Origin of the sequence: Bartonella harrusi, from assembly GCF_024297065.1 — a bacterium.
Taxonomy (GTDB): domain Bacteria; phylum Pseudomonadota; class Alphaproteobacteria; order Rhizobiales; family Rhizobiaceae; genus Bartonella; species Bartonella harrusi.
In genome coordinates this window covers 2,055,252-2,072,428 of the sequence record NZ_CP101114.1, presented here as the reverse complement: position 1 = coordinate 2,072,428, position 17,177 = coordinate 2,055,252, and the positions used below count along the sequence as shown (strand labels likewise).

13 protein-coding genes and 1 pseudogene are annotated in these 17,177 nt (G+C 38.7%); 10 read left to right on the top strand and 4 right to left on the bottom strand.

Features of this window, described 5'->3' with window-relative positions; genetic code table 11:
* Window positions 1–8 precede the first annotated feature (8 nt).
* Window positions 9–1,292: a tRNA (N(6)-L-threonylcarbamoyladenosine(37)-C(2))-methylthiotransferase MtaB gene (gene mtaB / locus NMK50_RS09770; RefSeq protein ID WP_254770296.1), complete on the bottom strand. Its 1,284-nt coding sequence runs from the start codon at window positions 1,290–1,292 to the stop codon at window positions 9–11.
* The gene (gene dapF / locus NMK50_RS09765; RefSeq protein ID WP_254770295.1) at window positions 1,292–2,143 is read right to left on the bottom strand and encodes a diaminopimelate epimerase; all 852 of its coding nucleotides are present in this window, start codon (window positions 2,141–2,143) and stop codon (window positions 1,292–1,294) included. Before dapF ends, mtaB begins: the two co-directional genes overlap by 1 nt.
* A gap of 228 nt (window positions 2,144–2,371) precedes the next feature.
* On the opposite strand from dapF, the gene NMK50_RS09760 reads away from it, so the two are divergent.
* The 9 genes and pseudogenes from NMK50_RS09760 to NMK50_RS09720 all read left to right on the top strand — a co-directional run.
* Window positions 2,372–2,917: an AprI/Inh family metalloprotease inhibitor gene (locus NMK50_RS09760; RefSeq protein ID WP_254770294.1), complete on the top strand. Its 546-nt coding sequence runs from the start codon at window positions 2,372–2,374 to the stop codon at window positions 2,915–2,917.
* Between the two features lie 97 nt (window positions 2,918–3,014).
* Window positions 3,015–4,190, top strand: coding sequence for a cell division protein ZapE (zapE, locus tag NMK50_RS09755; RefSeq protein ID WP_254770293.1), 1,176 nt, complete (start codon window positions 3,015–3,017; stop codon window positions 4,188–4,190).
* A gap of 290 nt (window positions 4,191–4,480) precedes the next feature.
* Window positions 4,481–5,443 (top strand): malate dehydrogenase, encoded by a 963-nt coding sequence (mdh, locus tag NMK50_RS09750; RefSeq protein WP_254770292.1) that lies wholly within the window; start codon window positions 4,481–4,483, stop codon window positions 5,441–5,443.
* Between the two features lie 92 nt (window positions 5,444–5,535).
* A complete protein-coding gene (sucC, locus tag NMK50_RS09745) occupies window positions 5,536–6,732 on the top strand; it encodes an ADP-forming succinate--CoA ligase subunit beta (protein WP_254770291.1) in 1,197 nt (398 codons plus the stop codon).
* Between the two features lie 3 nt (window positions 6,733–6,735).
* The gene (gene sucD / locus NMK50_RS09740) at window positions 6,736–7,638 is read left to right on the top strand and encodes a succinate--CoA ligase subunit alpha (protein WP_254770290.1); all 903 of its coding nucleotides are present in this window, start codon (window positions 6,736–6,738) and stop codon (window positions 7,636–7,638) included.
* 150 nt (window positions 7,639–7,788) lie between these two features.
* On the top strand, window positions 7,789–10,788 hold the full coding sequence (locus NMK50_RS09735) for a 2-oxoglutarate dehydrogenase E1 component (RefSeq protein WP_254770289.1): 3,000 nt from the start codon (window positions 7,789–7,791) through the stop codon (window positions 10,786–10,788).
* A 32-nt stretch (window positions 10,789–10,820) separates the two neighbouring features.
* Window positions 10,821–12,077 (top strand): 2-oxoglutarate dehydrogenase complex dihydrolipoyllysine-residue succinyltransferase, encoded by a 1,257-nt coding sequence (gene odhB, locus NMK50_RS09730; protein ID WP_254770288.1) that lies wholly within the window; start codon window positions 10,821–10,823, stop codon window positions 12,075–12,077.
* 32 nt (window positions 12,078–12,109) lie between these two features.
* A complete protein-coding gene (lpdA, locus tag NMK50_RS09725; protein ID WP_254770287.1) occupies window positions 12,110–13,516 on the top strand; it encodes a dihydrolipoyl dehydrogenase in 1,407 nt (468 codons plus the stop codon).
* 221 nt (window positions 13,517–13,737) lie between these two features.
* Window positions 13,738–13,909 (top strand): annotated as a pseudogene (locus NMK50_RS09720) (Arm DNA-binding domain-containing protein); the annotation flags it as partial.
* Window positions 13,910–13,967: 58 nt separating this feature from the next.
* Here the strand turns inward: NMK50_RS09720 and NMK50_RS09715 are convergent.
* Window positions 13,968–15,206, bottom strand: a complete 1,239-nt coding sequence (locus NMK50_RS09715) for a saccharopine dehydrogenase family protein (protein ID WP_254770286.1) — start codon at window positions 15,204–15,206, stop codon at window positions 13,968–13,970.
* A gap of 57 nt (window positions 15,207–15,263) precedes the next feature.
* Window positions 15,264–16,361, bottom strand: coding sequence for a carboxynorspermidine decarboxylase (locus tag NMK50_RS09710; RefSeq protein ID WP_254770285.1), 1,098 nt, complete (start codon window positions 16,359–16,361; stop codon window positions 15,264–15,266).
* A 197-nt stretch (window positions 16,362–16,558) separates the two neighbouring features.
* Here NMK50_RS09710 and NMK50_RS09705 point away from each other — a divergent pair, with 197 nt between their 5' ends.
* A complete protein-coding gene (locus NMK50_RS09705) occupies window positions 16,559–16,969 on the top strand; it encodes a BA14K family protein (protein WP_254770284.1) in 411 nt (136 codons plus the stop codon).
* The last annotated feature ends 208 nt before the right edge of the window (window positions 16,970–17,177 follow it).

The window sequence follows — 17,177 nt, the reverse complement described above, 5'->3', positions numbered from 1 at the left end:
TTTCCTGCTCAAGCTGCGTTCAATTTTGGAAGGACAGCAATCAATTTATCACCATCATGATCAACGATAAGGGCTTGAACAATAGTTCCAGCTTTTGCACCTTTTATTTGGACAAGAGTATAATCTTCTGTTCGTCCAATTTCATCTTTTTCAACGAGAATTGTTTGTTGACTATTTTGTAAGTGAGCAAGATGTTTCTTATATGCCTCATCACCTGCTTTGCGTAATCTTTCTGCACGCATTTTAACCACTCTACGGTTGATTTGTGGCATACGCGCAGCAGGTGTTCCTTCTCTTGGAGAGAAAGGAAAAACATGAAGATGTGTTAAATTACAGTCATTAATCAAAGAGAGACTATTTTCGAACATTTCTTCTGTTTCGGTTGGAAAACCAGCAATTAAATCGGCACCATAAACCATTGTAGGACGTTTGGTACGCAAATCTTGGCAAAATTGAATTGCATGTTCGCGTAAATGTCGCCGTTTCATTCTTTTGAGTATCATATTATCGCCTGCTTGTAAGGATAAATGCAAATGTGGCATTATCCTTTTTTCATAAGCTAAAAGATTCATGAGCTCTTCATCTGCTTCAATAGAATCAATGGATGAAAGGCGGAGTCGAGGTAAGTCAGAAATGTGGTGTAAAATGGCTGAAGTTAATTTTCCTAATGTAGCCTTTCCTGGGAGATCGTGACCATAACTTGTAAGATCTACACCTGTTAGAACAACTTCTTGGATACCATTGTCTATCAATTGTTTAATTTGTTCGATGACAGCACCCATGGGAACTGAGCGTGATGGGCCACGTCCATAGGGAATAATGCAAAAAGTACAGCGATGATCACAGCCATTTTGCACTTGTACGAAGGCACGGGTGCGCTCTTCCATTGCGCTTACCATGTGTGGAGCAATTTTTTGTACTTCCATGATGTCATTGATACGCAATTTTTCAGAATGGTTGATGCCAAAGTCAGGAAGTTGACGGTAAGAATGTGCATGAAGCTTGTCTTCATTTCCTAAAACAAGATTAACCTCTTTCATTGAAGCAAAATTCTGCCCTTCTGTTTGTGCTGCACATCCTGTTACAATAATGCGAGCATGAGGATTTTCACGTCTTGCTTTGCGAATAGCTTGTTTTGCTTGTCGCACAGCTTCAGCTGTGACAGAACAGGTATTAAAGATAATAGCACCATCTTTGAGTTGAGCTAGTTCTGAGGAAGCGCTTTCTTTGCGTATGATTTCCGATTCGTAGCTATTTAATCGACAACCAAAAGTTACAATTTCTATTGTCATCAAGAGAGATCCTTTTTGTAACTCCCTGTTAAAGGGTCTAAAAAACCACTAAATTCATATTTGATTGGACCCGTCATGATAATGTGATCATCTTCTCGATAAAAAATATTAAGCATTCCCCCTGGTAAATTCACATCAATATGGCGTTTTGTGAGTCCACGTCGATAAGCCGCTACCGCACTCGCACAAGCGGCGCTACCACAGGCTTGCGTTAATCCAGCGCCTCGCTCCCATGTGCGTAAATTTAGGCTTTTCTTTGAAGAGACATAAGCGATAGAAATATTACAACGTTCTGGAAAAAGAGGATCATGTTCAAGTTTTGCTCCATAAATTTCTAATGGAATATGTTGAATGTCATTTTCAACAAAAAAAATAGCGTGGAGATTACCAATGGATACAAGGCAAGCATCTCTTAAAGGACCAGTAGTCATTTCTACGTGATTGGTATCAACTATTTCACGTGAAACAGGCATTTCTTTTGCATTGAAATTGGGTTTTCCCATATCAACCGAAATAAGCCCGTCTATTTGGCGTTTACCTTCAATAATTCCAGTGGGCATTTCCAGTTGAAAAGTTTCTCCAAGATTGTGATCTGTGAGCCATGCGATTACGCAACGGGTACCGTTACCGCAAGCTTTAGCTATTGAACCGTCAGCATTCCATATTTCAATACGAAAGTTGGTATCTTCTTTAGTTGATGTGTGAATAGCCATAATTTGATCAAAATGCGTTTGAGGATCTGCCGATAAAGCAAAAATTGCTTGCTGTGTAAGCGAATGTGTGCTTTTACGCATATCAACAACAATGATTTTATTGCCAAGACCGTTCATTTTGCTGAATGGCGTTTTCATGAAATTTCTCTATTTTTAGTGATTATTACAAAAGATATATGACTGAAAATCTTATAAATTTCTAGTGCTTAATCGTGAAATTGATGGCAAAAAAATATTTATTACTTAAAACAAGTTATTTTTATCCTATTTTTTAAATTTGTTAATTTATCTTTGTAAAATGCCATATAATAGATGTTCACCTATTTCTTTGAGTGAACTTATTTAGTCATGGGAAAGAGTATAGATATGCCATTTTTTAAAAATTCATCTTTCATTGCAATATCAATGGTTATGTTCTTAGGGGGATGTTTAACATCGCGATTTGATAGGAACGATAATAATAACACAGCAGAAGTTTTTTATCCACTTCAAGAAATGCCAACAGAAGTGATGTCTGATCCTTCCTCTTCTTATTATTCCTCTTCTGAAACAGTAGAGGTTTCAATGTATGAGAAAGGAGATTCTCAAAGCGATGGGCGAATGACTCGTCTTGAACTGCCAAGCAATGCTGTTGATTTGTTTCCTGCAAGTATTGCTGGAGTGTGGAATCTCTCTGTGGATGGTAAAGTTTGCCGAATTGCAACGCCACAAACAAAATTTGGCCAAGGATACCGGGCTGGTCCTTTACATTGTCCAGGAATCATTTCTCAAGTAAACTCCTGGGCTGTTAAAGGAAAAAGATTATATTTCTATAATAATGTAGGACGTGTTATTGTTGCCCTTTATTCTTACAATGTTGATCGTTTTGAGGGACGTACAATTGATGATCGTCCGGTTGTTTTAAGCCGTTAGATTGTTTTTGACTGATTATGAAAAATTTAAATATAGATATTGGTTTATGACGAAAGCGCATCTTTTTCATTGAAAACGGGTTATAAAGGTTGTTTGGATGGTTTTGGTGTCAGGACGCTATAAGGAGTTGGTATACAAAGGAAAAATCAATTTTGATCCTGCTCAATTGGCTTTAGCAGAGCATTTTGATCATTTATTACAAAATATTATGGAACAAAATGTTTCGCGTCCTTGGCTGTTTTGGCACTTTTTCAAGAAGAAAAAACAAAATTTTTTTCGTTGCTCAAGACAAAGTGATAATTCCTCACGGGGATTATATATTTATGGTGAAGTAGGACGAGGCAAAACCATGCTTATGGATTTGTTTTTTTCTTGTTTGCCACAAGAACGTAAAAAGCGTGCGCATTTTAATGATTTTATGGCTGATGTGCATGAACGCATTAATTTTTATCGTCAAATATCAGCTAACGGAAAAGCTGGAAAAGATAATCCTATTTTAGTTGTTGCTGAAGATCTTGCACAAGAAGCTCGGGTGCTTTGTTTTGATGAATTTAGCGTGACAGATATTGCTGATGCCATGGTGTTGGGGCGTCTCATTTCTGCTTTGTTTGATAAAGGGGTTTTCTTCGTTGCGACTTCAAATGTTGCTCCCGATAATCTTTATTACAATGGTTTAAATCGAGAGCTTTTTTTGCCCTTTATTCAAATTTTGAAAGTACATGTTCGTATTGTCAATCTTGATGCTAAGACAGATTATCGTCTTGAAAAATCAAATCTACAACATGTGTATATAACACCGTTAGGATTGGAAGCAAATGAGCGCATGGATCAAGCTTGGGCATTGGTGCTAGAAGGACAAAAAGAAACCTCTGATGAACTTGCTATAAGAAGGCGTTTTATTCATATTCCACGCTCTGGGGGAGGATGCGCGCGCTTTGATTATCAAGATTTATGTGCAAAGCCTTTGGCCGCAGCTGAATATTTAGCATTAGCTGGGCGTTATCACACGATTTTTATCGATAATGTCCCTGTCATGGATGATACCTGTCGTAATGAAACGAAACGATTTATTTTACTCATCGATATTCTTTATGAACGCTACATAAGATTATTTATGTCAGCGGCGGATGTTCTTGAGAATTTATATAAGGGACGTGCTCAGACGACAGAAACATTTGAGTTTAAAAGAACACAATCACGTCTTTTTGAAATGCAAAGCCAAGATTATTTGAAGTTTTGGGCAGAACATTTTCTTTTAAAGGGGGAAAGTTGAACATAACTTTATCTTTATGTAAACCATAAGAACAATAACTCTTTGCCTTTAAAAGAATTGTGATAATTCTGTTGTATTTTTTTTTAATTCATTTTATCGATACTTCATGGTAATTTTCTAATAGTTGTTTCTATGGGGAATTATTGCTTTTGTGAAAAGAAAAATTTGGTAAGTTTCATATTTTCTCTTTTTGTTGATGTTGTTGAAAATATAGCTAAGATCAAAGAAATGTTCAGTGTACTGATGCTGGTGAGTATGCACTGAGTTTTTTAATGTTAGGAAGAAATAAAATGGCACGAAAAAAAATAGCTCTCATCGGTTCAGGTATGATCGGTGGTACTTTAGCACATATCATTGGACTTAAAGAGCTTGCTGATGTTGTCTTATTTGATATCGCAGAAGGTATTCCACAGGGTAAGGCTCTTGATATTGCTGAATCTTCACCTGTTGATAGTTTTGATGTCAGTTTAAAAGGTGCTAATGCTTATGAAGCAATTGAAGGTGCTGATGTTGTTATTGTAACGGCAGGTGTTGCACGAAAGCCAGGTATGAGCCGCGATGATCTTTTAGGTATTAATTTAAAGGTGATGGAACAAGTTGGCGTTGGGATTAAAAAATATGCGTCTTCAGCGTTTGTTATTTGTATTACCAATCCCCTTGATGCCATGGTATGGGCATTGCAGAAATTTTCCGGTCTTCCTACACATAAAGTGGTTGGTATGGCTGGTGTCCTTGATTCAGCACGTTTTCGTCATTTCTTGTCTGAGGAATTTAAGGTTTCTGTTAAAGATGTGACAGCGTTTGTTTTAGGAGGGCACGGTGATTCAATGGTTCCTCTCGTGCGTTATTCAACAGTTGGTGGTATTTCTTTGCCTGATCTTGTTAAGATGGGGTGGACGACACAGGAAAAAATTGATCAAATTATTCAACGGACCCGTGATGGTGGTGCAGAAATCGTTGGTTTGCTAAAAACAGGATCTGCTTTTTACGCACCAGCAGCTTCTGCTGTTTCTATGGCTGAAGCCTATTTAAAGGATACGAAGCGTGTTGTGCCTGTTGCGGCCTATCTTTCAGGTGAATACGGAGTTAATGATACCTATGTCGGTGTTCCTGTTGTGCTTGGTGCCGGTGGTGTTGAACGAGTCATAGAAATTGATCTTGATAAAGAAGAAAGAGATGCTTTTGAGCATTCGGTCAATGCGGTACAAAAGCTTTGTGAGGCTTGTATCACTATTGTGCCTAGTCTCAAATAAATTGCGTAGGATTCTGTTCATTAAAACAGAGTCTTTAAAATATTAAAATTTGAGGATTAATAAAATAATCCGTAAAAGAAAAGGACAAATGCATGAATATCCATGAATATCAGGCTAAACGTCTGCTTCATGAATATGGAGCGCCAATTGCAAACGGTGTTGCTGTTTATTCTGTAGAACAAGCTGAAAAATGGGCAAAGAAATTGCCTGGACCGCTCTATGTTGTGAAAAGTCAAATACACGCTGGTGGTCGTGGTAAGGGTAAGTTTAAAGAACTCGGTCCTGAAGCAAAGGGTGGTGTTCGGCTTGCAAAATCCGTTGAAGAAGTTGTTGCAAATGTTCAAGAAATGTTTGGTAAAACTTTGGTAACAAAACAAACAGGTCCAGAGGGTAAACAGGTTAATCGCCTTTATATTGAAGACGGTGCCGATATCGAGCGGGAGCTTTATCTTTCATTGTTGGTTGATCGTACAGTTGGTCGGGTTTCCTTCGTTGTTTCAACGGAAGGGGGAATGGATATTGAAACAGTTGCTGAAGAAACACCAGAAAAAATATTAACATTACCCATTGATGCGCTACAGGGTGTTACCTCTGCTGATTGTACAAGGCTTTGTGATGCATTAGAATTGCGCGATAGTGCACGAGAAGATGGGGAAAAGCTTTTTCCAATTCTCTATAAGGTGTTTTGTGAAAAAGATATGAGCCTTCTTGAAATCAATCCGCTTATTGTGATGAAAGATGGTCGTTTGCGTGTTCTTGATGCAAAAGTTTCTTTTGACAATAATGCTTTGTTCCGTCATCCTGATATTTTGGAATTGCGCGATCTTTCAGAGGAGGACCCGAAAGAGATTGAAGCGTCAAAGCATGATCTTGCTTATGTTGCTCTTGAGGGCACAATTGGTTGCATGGTCAATGGTGCAGGTCTTGCTATGGCGACAATGGATATCATTAAGCTTTATGGCGCTGAACCAGCAAATTTCCTTGATGTTGGTGGTGGAGCTTCAAAAGAAAAGGTAACGGCTGCTTTTAAAATTATTACTGCTGATCCGAATGTTAAAGGCATTTTGGTTAATATTTTTGGTGGTATTATGCGTTGCGATGTTATTGCTGAAGGTGTGGTTGCTGCTGTGAGAGACGTTGGTTTAAAGGTTCCTTTGGTTGTCCGTCTTGAGGGCACAAATGTTGAGCAGGGTAAGGCGATTATTAATGACAGTGGTTTGAATGTTATTCCCGCTGATGATTTAGATGATGCTGCTCAAAAAATCGTTGCGGCCGTGAAGGGAGCTTAAACTATGTCAATTCTTGTGAATAAAAATACAAAGGTTCTGGTTCAGGGGCTTACAGGAAAAACAGGAACATTTCATACAGAGCAAGCGCTTGCTTATCATGGCACGCAAATGGTTGGTGGTGTTAATCCTAAAAAGGGTGGTGAAACATGGAAAGGTGCAAAAGGTGAAACTCTTCCTATCTTTTCCAGTGTTGCAGAAGGAAAAGAAAAAACAGGCGCAGATGCTTCCGTTATTTATGTTCCACCTGCAGGGGCTGCTGCAGCTATTATAGAAGCTATTGATGCTGAAATTCGTTTGATTATCTGCATTACCGAAGGTATTCCTGTTATGGATATGGTTAAAGTCAAGGCGAGATTGGAGACATCAAAATCACGTCTTATTGGCCCTAATTGTCCTGGTGTTCTCACTCCCGATGAATGTAAAATTGGTATTATGCCTGGTTCTATTTTTAGAAAAGGCTCTGTTGGGGTTGTCTCGCGGTCAGGAACTTTGACTTATGAAGCTGTTTTTCAAACGAGTCATGAGGGTCTGGGACAGACAACAGCTATTGGTATTGGTGGTGATCCTGTTAAAGGTACCGAATTCATTGATGTCTTAGAAATGTTTTTAGCCGATGAAGAAACCCAGTCTATTGTTATGATTGGTGAAATTGGTGGTTCTGCTGAAGAAGAAGCGGCACAGTTCCTTCAAGATGAGGCAAGAAAAGGTCGTAAAAAACCAGTGGTTGGTTTTGTTGCTGGTCGTACAGCTCCTCCAGGGCGTACAATGGGGCATGCTGGTGCTGTTATCTCCGGTGGTAAAGGTGGCGCAGAAGATAAAATTGCTGCAATGGAATCGGCAGGGATTAGGGTTTCTCCTTCACCATCACAGATAGGAAAAACCTTGATATCAGTTTTGAAAGGGTAAAAACTTCATCTGAATAAGAAATTATCCTTATTTGGATGAAATATTGGATAAAAAAGGAAAAACTTTTTAGAATTCTTAACCCCCGTTTGCTTTATGAGCATTAAAGGTTAAAAAATGTAAGGAGACGGAATTAATGTTCCGGAGAGGTATATGGCAAGGCAGGACGAGATAAATAGTCTTTTTGCACAAACATCATTTCTGTATGGTGGAAATGCCGATTATATAGATCAGCTTTATGCCGAATATGAAAAAGATCCTACTAGCGTAGATTCACAGTGGCGTACTTTTTTTGAAAATCTTCATGATAAAAAAGAAGATGTTTTAAAAAATGCTGAAGGAGCAACATGGCAACGTGATTATTGGCCGTTAAAGGCAAATGGTGAGTTGGTTTCTGCTCTCGATGGTGATTGGTCTGTCCTTGAAAAATATGTTGGTGATAAATTAAAAGAAAAAGCAGCAATAAATGCTGCGCAAAAAGGAAAAGCTTCCAGCGAACAAGATGTTATTCGAGCGACCCGTGATTCCGTCCATGCTCTCATGATGATTCGTGCCTTTCGTGCTCGTGGGCACCTTCGTGCAAAGCTCGATCCTCTTCAATTGGCAAAAAAACTTGAAGACTATAAGGAACTTTCTCCAGAAACTTATGGTTTTACTCCTGCTGATTATGAGCGCTCCATTTTTATTGATAATGTGTTAGGCTTAGAATACGCAACTATTCCGCAAATGCTTGATATCCTCAATCGAACCTATTGTTCAACAATTGGAATTGAGTATATGCATATTTCTGATCCAGCTCAAAAAGCGTGGCTTCAAGAGCGTATTGAAGGACCAAATAAGCGCGTTGCCTTCACGCAGAAGGGCAAAAAGGCTATCCTTAATAAGCTTATTGAAGCAGAGGGGTTCGAGCAGTTTTTAGATACGAAATATAAAGGAACCAAGCGTTTTGGACTTGATGGTGGTGAGGCTTTAATTCCTGCTCTTGAACAGATTATTAGATGTAGTAGTGCTTTGGGGGTACAGGAAATCATTTTAGGGATGGCGCATCGTGGTCGTTTAAATGTTCTTTCACAAGTTCTTGCAAAACCACATCGTGCCATTTTTCACGAATTTAAGGGGGGATCTTATAAGCCTGATGATGTGGAGGGATCGGGTGATGTTAAATACCATTTGGGAACTTCAGCTGATCTTGAGTTTGATGGTAAAAAAGTTCATTTATCGCTTTTAGCGAATCCCTCTCATCTTGAGATTGTTGATCCAGTTGTTATTGGTAAAGCACGGGCTAAACAAGATCAACTTGTGGATTCTAAAAATACGGATTCACTCCCGTTGAGTGAACGTTCAAAGGTTTTGCCGTTACTTATTCACGGTGATGCTGCCTTTGCTGGGCAGGGTGTTATTCAGGAGACTTTTGGCCTTTCAGGTCTTAGAGGTTATAGCGTTGCTGGATCTGTTCATGTCATTATCAATAATCAGATTGGTTTTACAACAGATCCACGCTTTTTGCGTTCCTCACCTTATCCATCGGATGTGGCGAAAATGATTGATGCACCAATTTTTCATGTCAATGGTGATGATCCTGAGGCAGTAGTCTTTGTTGTAAAAGTGGCAACAGAATTTCGTCAGATTTTCCATAAACCGGTGGTGATTGATATGTTCTGTTATCGTCGTTATGGACATAATGAAGGCGATGAACCTTCCTTTACACAACCGCTTATGTATAAAGCAATTCGTGATCATAAAACAACGCTTCAGCTTTATGGTAATCAGTTGGTAGAAGAAGGAGTGATTGCTGCAGAAGATATTGAACGGCAAAAAAAACAATGGCGCGATAAGCTGGAAGGTGAATTTGAAGCCAGCACTTCTTATAAACCTAATAAAGCCGATTGGCTTGATGGGAGTTGGACAGGGCTCAAGGCTTCTAATAGTGCTGAAGAGCAACATTGTGGAAAAACAGGCGTTGCGATTGAAACTTTAAAGGAAATTGGTCAGAAACTTGTTGAGATTCCAGCAGACTTTCATGTGCATAAAACGATACAGCGCTTTTTAAGTAACCGTGCTAAGATTTTTGAAACTGGTGAAGGTGTTGATTGGGCAACAGCTGAAGCTTTAGCTTTTGGTTCACTTTGCTTAGAAGGAGCGCCGGTGCGCCTTTCCGGTGAAGATGTTGAGCGTGGAACTTTTTCACAACGCCATTCAGTTCTTTATGATCAAGAAAATGAAGCGCGCTACATTCCTTTGAATCATTTGAGAGAGGGTCAAGCGCTTTATGAGGTTGTCAATTCTATGCTCTCTGAAGAGGCTGTTCTTGGTTTCGAATATGGATATTCTCTTGCGAGACCACGAGGATTGACTCTTTGGGAAGCGCAATTTGGTGACTTTTCTAATGGAGCGCAGGTCATTTTTGATCAATTTATCTCCTCTGCTGAACGTAAATGGCTTCGTATGTCTGGTCTTGTATGTTTGTTGCCTCATGGTTTTGAGGGGCAAGGACCAGAGCATTCTTCAGCACGTTTAGAGCGCTTCCTTCAATTGTGTGCGGAAGATAATATGCAGGTTGCTAATTGTACGACTCCAGCAAATTATTTTCATATTCTGCGTCGGCAGATTAAACGCGATTTTCGTAAACCTTTAATTTTAATGACACCAAAGTCACTTTTGCGTCATAAGCGGGCCGTTTCTTTTCTCAATGAAATGGGACCAGAAATGAATTTTCAGCGTTTGTTGCTTGATGATACAGAAACGCTCAAAAATGCTGTTATTAAATTGCAGAAAGATAGTAAAATTCGCCGTATCGTTCTTTGTACGGGTAAGGTTTATTATGATCTTTATGAAGAGCGTGAAAAAAGAGGCATTGATAATGTTTATTTGCTGCGCGTTGAACAACTTTATCCTTTTCCTGCAAAAGCTTTGGTGGATGTTTTGTCACGCTTTTTGCAAGCAGAAATTGTTTGGTGCCAAGAGGAACCAAAAAATATGGGGGCTTGGTCATTTATTGAGCCTTATTTAGAATGGGTTTTGACGCATATTAATGCGCAATATTCACGTGCACGTTATGCAGGGCGTCCTGCAAGTGCGTCACCAGCCTCTGGGTTAATGACGCAACATCTTGAACAACTGACTGCGTTTCTTGAAGACGCGTTAGATTCTTAATTTATGACTACTCTGATGTATGGAAAAATATTATGACTACTGAAATCCGTGTTCCTACCTTGGGCGAATCAGTTACCGAAGCAACCGTTGGAAAATGGTTTAAAAAACTTGGTGAGTCCGTTGCGATGGATGAGCCTTTGGTTGAATTAGAAACCGATAAAGTAACAGTTGAGGTTCCTTCGCCTGTTGCGGGGAAATTATCTGAAATTATTGCAAAGGAAGGTGATACGGTTGAGGTGAATGCACTTTTAGGAGCCGTTGAAGCTGGAGCAGCTGGTGTTGCTAAAACACCATCGTCTTCTGAGACATCTGTGCCAACAACGCCATCTGAATTGGATAAACCTTCTTCTTCGAGCAGTGCAATGCCGCCTGCTCCTTCAGCAGCAAAATTAATGGCTGAAAACAATATTACAAAAAACGATGTTTCAGGTTCTGGAAAACGTGGACAGATTCTTAAAGAAGATGTTCTTGGTGTTTTGGCACAAGGGATAAAGGCACCAGCTCCTGCTGTTTCTATATCCAGTTCTGCCTCTGTGTCCAGTCCTACTTCTGCTTCTGTATCCAGCTCTTCAGCTGCTTTTGATCAAGAAAGACGTGAGGAACGGGTTCGTATGACTAAATTGCGCCAAACAATTGCGCGCCGTCTTAAAGATGCACAAAATATAGCAGCGATGTTAACCACATTTAATGAGGTTGATATGTCGGCGGTGATGGATTTGCGTAAGCGTTATAAGGATCTTTTTGAAAAGAAACATGGGGTTAAGCTTGGTTTTATGGGATTTTTTACCAAGGCTGTTTGTCATACATTGAAAGAACTTCCTGCTGTTAATGCTGAAATTGATGGGACCGATATTATTTATAAAAACTATGTCAATGTTGGAATTGCTGTTGGAACAGATAAAGGGCTTGTTGTTCCTGTGGTTCGTGATGCAGATCAGATGTCGTTAGCGGAGATTGAAAAAGAAATTGGTCGTTTGGGGCGCCTTGCTCGTGATGGAAAATTAGCCGTTTCTGATATGCAAGGGGGAACTTTCACCATTACCAATGGGGGAGTTTATGGATCATTAATGTCAACACCGATTTTGAATGCCCCACAATCTGGTATTTTAGGAATGCATGCGATTAAAGAGCGGGCAATGGTTGTTGAGGGGCAGATTGCTATTCGCCCTATGATGTATTTAGCACTTTCTTACGATCATCGTATTGTAGATGGACAAGAAGCTGTGACTTTCCTTGTGCGTGTTAAGGAAAGTTTAGAAGATCCGGAACGCCTTGTTCTTGACTTGTAAAATTACAGTTTTCAGGATGAAAGGAAAAACGGATGTCTTATGATGTGGTTGTAATTGGAGCGGGACCAGGGGGGTATGTTGCAGCAATAAAGTCCGCACAATTGGGGCTTAAAACGGCAATTATTGAAAAACGTACAACGCTGGGAGGGACTTGTCTTAACGTTGGCTGTATTCCTTCTAAAGCATTGTTACATGCTTCAGAAGTGTTTGCTGAAACGCAGCATGGCTTTGAAACACTTGGTATTTCTATTGAAAAATCTAAGCTTAATCTCGATCAAATGATGGCACATAAAAAGGCGGTTGTTACAGCCAATACCAGTGGTGTCTCTTTTTTGATGAAAAAGAATAAAGTTGATACTTTCTTTGGTACAGCCAAAATTTTAGGCGCAGGTCAAGTTGAAGTGGTTGCTAGGGACGGACGTCAACAAACGATTGCAACAAAAAATATTATTATTGCAACAGGTTCAGAGAGTTCCAGTATTCCGGGTGTCAATGTTGAAATTGATGAAAAGGTTATTGTCTCTTCTACGGGAGCTCTTGCTCTTGAAAAAGTACCAGCGCGTATGATTGTTGTTGGTGCTGGTGTTATTGGTTCAGAGCTTGGTTCTGTTTGGAGTCGCTTAGGTGCTAAAGTAACCATTATTGAATATCTTAACAAAGTTTTAGGCTCAATGGATGGTGAGGTTTCACGACAGTTCCAAAAAATAATGGAAAAACAGGGAATTGAATATAAAACGGGCGCAAAGGTAACCACTATTACGAAATCTGGTTCAATGGCTCAAGTGAATTTTGAAGCGGTCAAAGGTGGTGCTGCTGAATCTTTAGAGGCTGAGGTTGTGCTTATTGCTACTGGACGTTCTCCATATACGGAAGGTCTTGGTTTGGGAGAAGCTGGTATAAAAGTGGATGAACGTGGTTTTATTGATATTGATGCACATTGGCAGACCAATATTCCAGGAATTTATGCAATTGGTGATGTTATTAAGGGGCCCATGCTAGCGCATAAGGCGGAGGAAGAAGGCGTTGCTGTAGCAGAAATTTTGGCAGGTCAAAGGGGGCACGTTAATTTTGATGTCATTCCTAGTGTTGTTTATACACAACCAGAAATTGCTAGTGTGGGAAAGACTGAAGAAGAGCTTAAAGCGGACGGTATTGATTATCATGTGGGTAAATTTCCTTTTATGGCCAATGGTCGTGCACGTGCAATGCAAAAAAGTGATGGGTTTGTTAAAATTCTTGCCGATAAAAAGACAGATCGGGTTTTAGGTGGACATATTCTTGGATTTGGTGCTGGTGAAATGATCCATGAAATTGCAGTTTTAATGGAATTTGGTGGTTCATCAGAAGATTTGGGACGTTGTTGCCATGCGCATCCTACCCTATCAGAAGCCGTGCGAGAAGCTGCTTTAGCAACATTTGCTAAACCACTCCATATTTAAATATTTAGGTATTATTTTTAGAGTTTTACCTTGTATAATAAAGATAACGTATTGATTTATAACGATAATTTACTTTTTTTTTGCATGTTAAATGAGACTCCTGAATATTGTAAGATTCTCTCAATTCAAATTCCCTTATGTTGAATCAAGTGAAAATATATTTTTGCACATCATAAGCGGGGTTTGTGTGTGGGGTGAAAACAGTTTAGAAAGGAGCAAAAATGCCTTTAATGAATCGTCTCAATACCAAGGGCTGTCGCAACATTGGGGGCTGGCAAAGAGTATGATGGTGCCGGTTTGCACCTTTATAAGCGTAAAGATGGTGGTGCTCAATGGCTTTTACGTTATACCATCCACGGGCGGCGTCGTGAAATGGACTTGGGTACTTTAAAAAAACCACCCTTTTAAAGGGGCGGTTTTTCTATAGCTTTTACAGTTATGGGAAATACACTTAAAACTGTAATTTTATCTCTTCTTGTTGTTCTCTTATCCAAGTTGAAAGCCCCATATGCTCAAGTTGTTTAAGGAAAGGGCGCGATGGTAATTCTTCTACATTGACCATGGTTTTAACATCCCATTCACCAGTGGCAATAAGAAGGGATGCAACGGCTGCTGGTACACCAGCTGTATAAGAAATACCTTGTGCACCGGTTTCATTAAAAGCTTGTTTATGATCAGCTACATTATAGATAAAAACTTCTCTCGATTTACCATCTTTTTCACCTTTAATGAGATCTCCAATACACGTTTTTCCTGTGTAGTTTGGTGCTAATGAAGCAGGGTCAGGTAAGACGGCTTTCACAACCTTCAAAGGAACGACCTCTTGTCCTTCTGCTGTTTTAATAGGTTGTTCGGATAAGAGCCCAAGATTTTTCAAAACAGTGAAAACATTGATATAATGTTCACTAAATCCCATCCAGAAGCGAACATTTTGAACATCGAGATTTTTGGATAATGAATGAATTTCATCATGACCTGTCATATAGGCTTTTTGTTTTCCAACAACGGGAAGATTCCATTCATGGCTCACTTCAAACATTTTATTGGAAACCCATTTTTTATTTTGCCAAGACCATACTTGGCCTGTAAATTCTCGAAAGTTGATTTCAGGGTCAAAATTCGTGGCAAACCAATGTCCATGGTTTCCAGCATTAATATCAATAATATCAATATCAGTAATTTTATCAAAATAACACTCACGTGCGAATGCTGCATAAGCATTGACAACACCTGGGTCAAAACCTGCGCCTAAAATAGCTGTTATACCAGCTTTTTCACATTCTTGACGTCGAGGCCATTCATAATTGCCATACCAAGGAGGAGTTTCGCAAATTTTCAAAGGATCTTCGTGAATTGCAGTATCAATATAAGCGCATTTTGTTTCAATACAAGCTGAAAGAACAGACATGTTAAGAAAGGCCGATCCAACATTGATGACAATTTCGCATTTTGTTGTTCGGATGAGTTTTACAGTTTCTTCTACATTCATTGCGTTGAGCATATGGGCTTGAAGAACCCCTTGTTCTTTCATTGTGTTTTTTTCTTTAATGGAAGCAATGATAGCTTCACATTTTTTGAGTGTTCGTGAAGCAATATGAATGTCACCAAGAATATCATTGTGTTGAGCACATTTATGCGCAACGACTTGTGCAACACCTCCAGCACCAATAATGAGAATATTTTTCTTCATTGTGGGATTATCTCCTTTTTAATACTGTTCTACACTGTTTTTTAAACAGTTCTTTCTTTATGAAAGACTTTCTTGATAGTCATTATAGCTAAATTGGCGTTGAAGCGTTAGTGTACCATCTAATTCTTTGATAACAATGGCAGGCATTGCAACGCCATTAAACCAATTTTTCTTGACCATTGTATAGCCTGCTGTATCTTGAAAAGACAATCTGTCCCCTATTTTAAGAGGTTTAGGGAAATGAAATGTTCCAAAAATATCACCGGCAAGGCAGGATTTCCCGCAGACCATGATTTCGTACGGTCCTTGATTTGGTTCTAATTTAGCATTTTCACGATAAATTAAAAGATCAAGCATGTGCGCTTCAATCGAGCTATCAACGATAGCAAGTTTTTTTTCATTATATAATGTATCAAGAACGCTTACTTCTAGTGTGGTACTTTTTGTTATGGCGGCTTCTCCTGGTTCTAGAAAAATAGTGACACCATAGGTTTTTGAAAAATGTTTTAAGCGTTTTGCAAAAGTTTCTAGAGGATAATTTGGAGCTGTAAAATGAATTCCACCACCAAGACTTATCCAGTTAACAGCAGCAAAGAGTTCTGAAAATTCTTCTTCCATGTGATTTAGCATTTGATTAAAAAGATTAAAATCAGCATTTTCGCAATTGTTGTGGATCATTAAGCCATTAATGAGAGGGAGAACTTCTTTTATAGCACTTTTATTCGTTTCTCCTAAGCGACTAAAAGGACGGGAGGGGTTGGCAAGATCAAAACTGGATGCACTGATCCCTGGATTTAATCTTAGTCCTCGTTGAATCGTTTTTGTTGCATCAGAAAAATGTTGAAGTTGTTGGATGGAATTAAAAATAATTTTGTCTGCGTAACCACACGCTTCATCAATTTCATGATCTGCCCATGCAACCGAATATGCATGGGTTTCTTTGCCGAATTTTTTTCTTCCCAAACGCAGTTCATAAAGGGATGATGATGTGGTTCCATCCATGAACTTAGACATTAAATCAAAAACACTCCATGTCGCAAAACATTTCAAAGCAAGGAGAATTTTTGCTCCAGACATTTCACGTAAACGAGCGATAATTTCCATATTTTTTATAAGTTTAGATTTATCTATCAGATAATAGGGAGTTCTTATCATTGTTTATCCATTCTCTTTTGAAGGATCTTATTGCAAAGTTTAACGTTTAATACAAAGAGCAACAGAATATCTCAAAAAAAGAATTTGTTGCTCTCTAGAAGTAAAAAAACTTTCTGTCATTGCGTTTTGATTTTGTAATGTTGAGATTTGCATTATGTGTATGAAAAAAAAAATTATATTATATTTTGGCTCTTATATTGGTTGGCGGTTTCTTCATTATAACAACCAATATTGTTAATTTAATGCAAAATAAGAATAATGTTGAAGCTAAAGTGGTTGTTCCTCAGGATGTTGTTCAAGAGAGTAATGTGCCTTTGATTTTTACAGGGCGTAAAGAACTTAATGGTTTTAAGGGGTATCATAATTATCGGCGCGGTTATCGTAAGTATAAAGACAATTGGTGGTATCCTGAAGCAGCTTTCGTTACATTACCACATCTAAACACAAAACCTCCATTATTAAAAGCTCTATCAGAGACAAAAAAGTTGCCTCAACAACATATTGAATCTTGTCGTGCGCGTTACCGCTCTTATAATAAAAATGATAACAGTTACCAACCTTTTTATGGACCTCGTAAGCAGTGTCTTTCGCGTTTTTTTAAAGGGTAAAAATTGTTAAATGTAAAAATCTCTCTCAGACCCTATCGGGTTTGTTACCGTCCTTAAAATGAAAAGAAAATTCGTATGATAGAGAATTTTTTTCACGTAGCAGTTGTTTTTAAAAAATTTAAATGCTTTTAAGTTTTATTAAATCTTATTATCGTAAGTGCAAAATGAGGGGGTAACAATGTGACTTTTATTTTGTTAATAACAAAAT

Coding starts and splice junctions, on each gene's coding strand:
- sucD (WP_254770290.1), top strand. CDS start 6,736: ATGTCAATTCTTGTGAATAAAAATACAAAGGTTCTGGTTCAGGGGCTT.
- mdh (WP_254770292.1), top strand. CDS start 4,481: ATGGCACGAAAAAAAATAGCTCTCATCGGTTCAGGTATGATCGGTGGT.
- dapF (WP_254770295.1), bottom strand. CDS start 2,143: ATGAAAACGCCATTCAGCAAAATGAACGGTCTTGGCAATAAAATCATT.
- zapE (WP_254770293.1), top strand. CDS start 3,015: ATGGTTTTGGTGTCAGGACGCTATAAGGAGTTGGTATACAAAGGAAAA.
- lpdA (WP_254770287.1), top strand. CDS start 12,110: ATGTCTTATGATGTGGTTGTAATTGGAGCGGGACCAGGGGGGTATGTT.
- NMK50_RS09760 (WP_254770294.1), top strand. CDS start 2,372: ATGCCATTTTTTAAAAATTCATCTTTCATTGCAATATCAATGGTTATG.
- NMK50_RS09710 (WP_254770285.1), bottom strand. CDS start 16,361: ATGATAAGAACTCCCTATTATCTGATAGATAAATCTAAACTTATAAAA.
- sucC (WP_254770291.1), top strand. CDS start 5,536: ATGAATATCCATGAATATCAGGCTAAACGTCTGCTTCATGAATATGGA.
- odhB (WP_254770288.1), top strand. CDS start 10,821: ATGACTACTGAAATCCGTGTTCCTACCTTGGGCGAATCAGTTACCGAA.
- NMK50_RS09735 (WP_254770289.1), top strand. CDS start 7,789: ATGGCAAGGCAGGACGAGATAAATAGTCTTTTTGCACAAACATCATTT.
- NMK50_RS09715 (WP_254770286.1), bottom strand. CDS start 15,206: ATGAAGAAAAATATTCTCATTATTGGTGCTGGAGGTGTTGCACAAGTC.
- mtaB (WP_254770296.1), bottom strand. CDS start 1,292: ATGACAATAGAAATTGTAACTTTTGGTTGTCGATTAAATAGCTACGAA.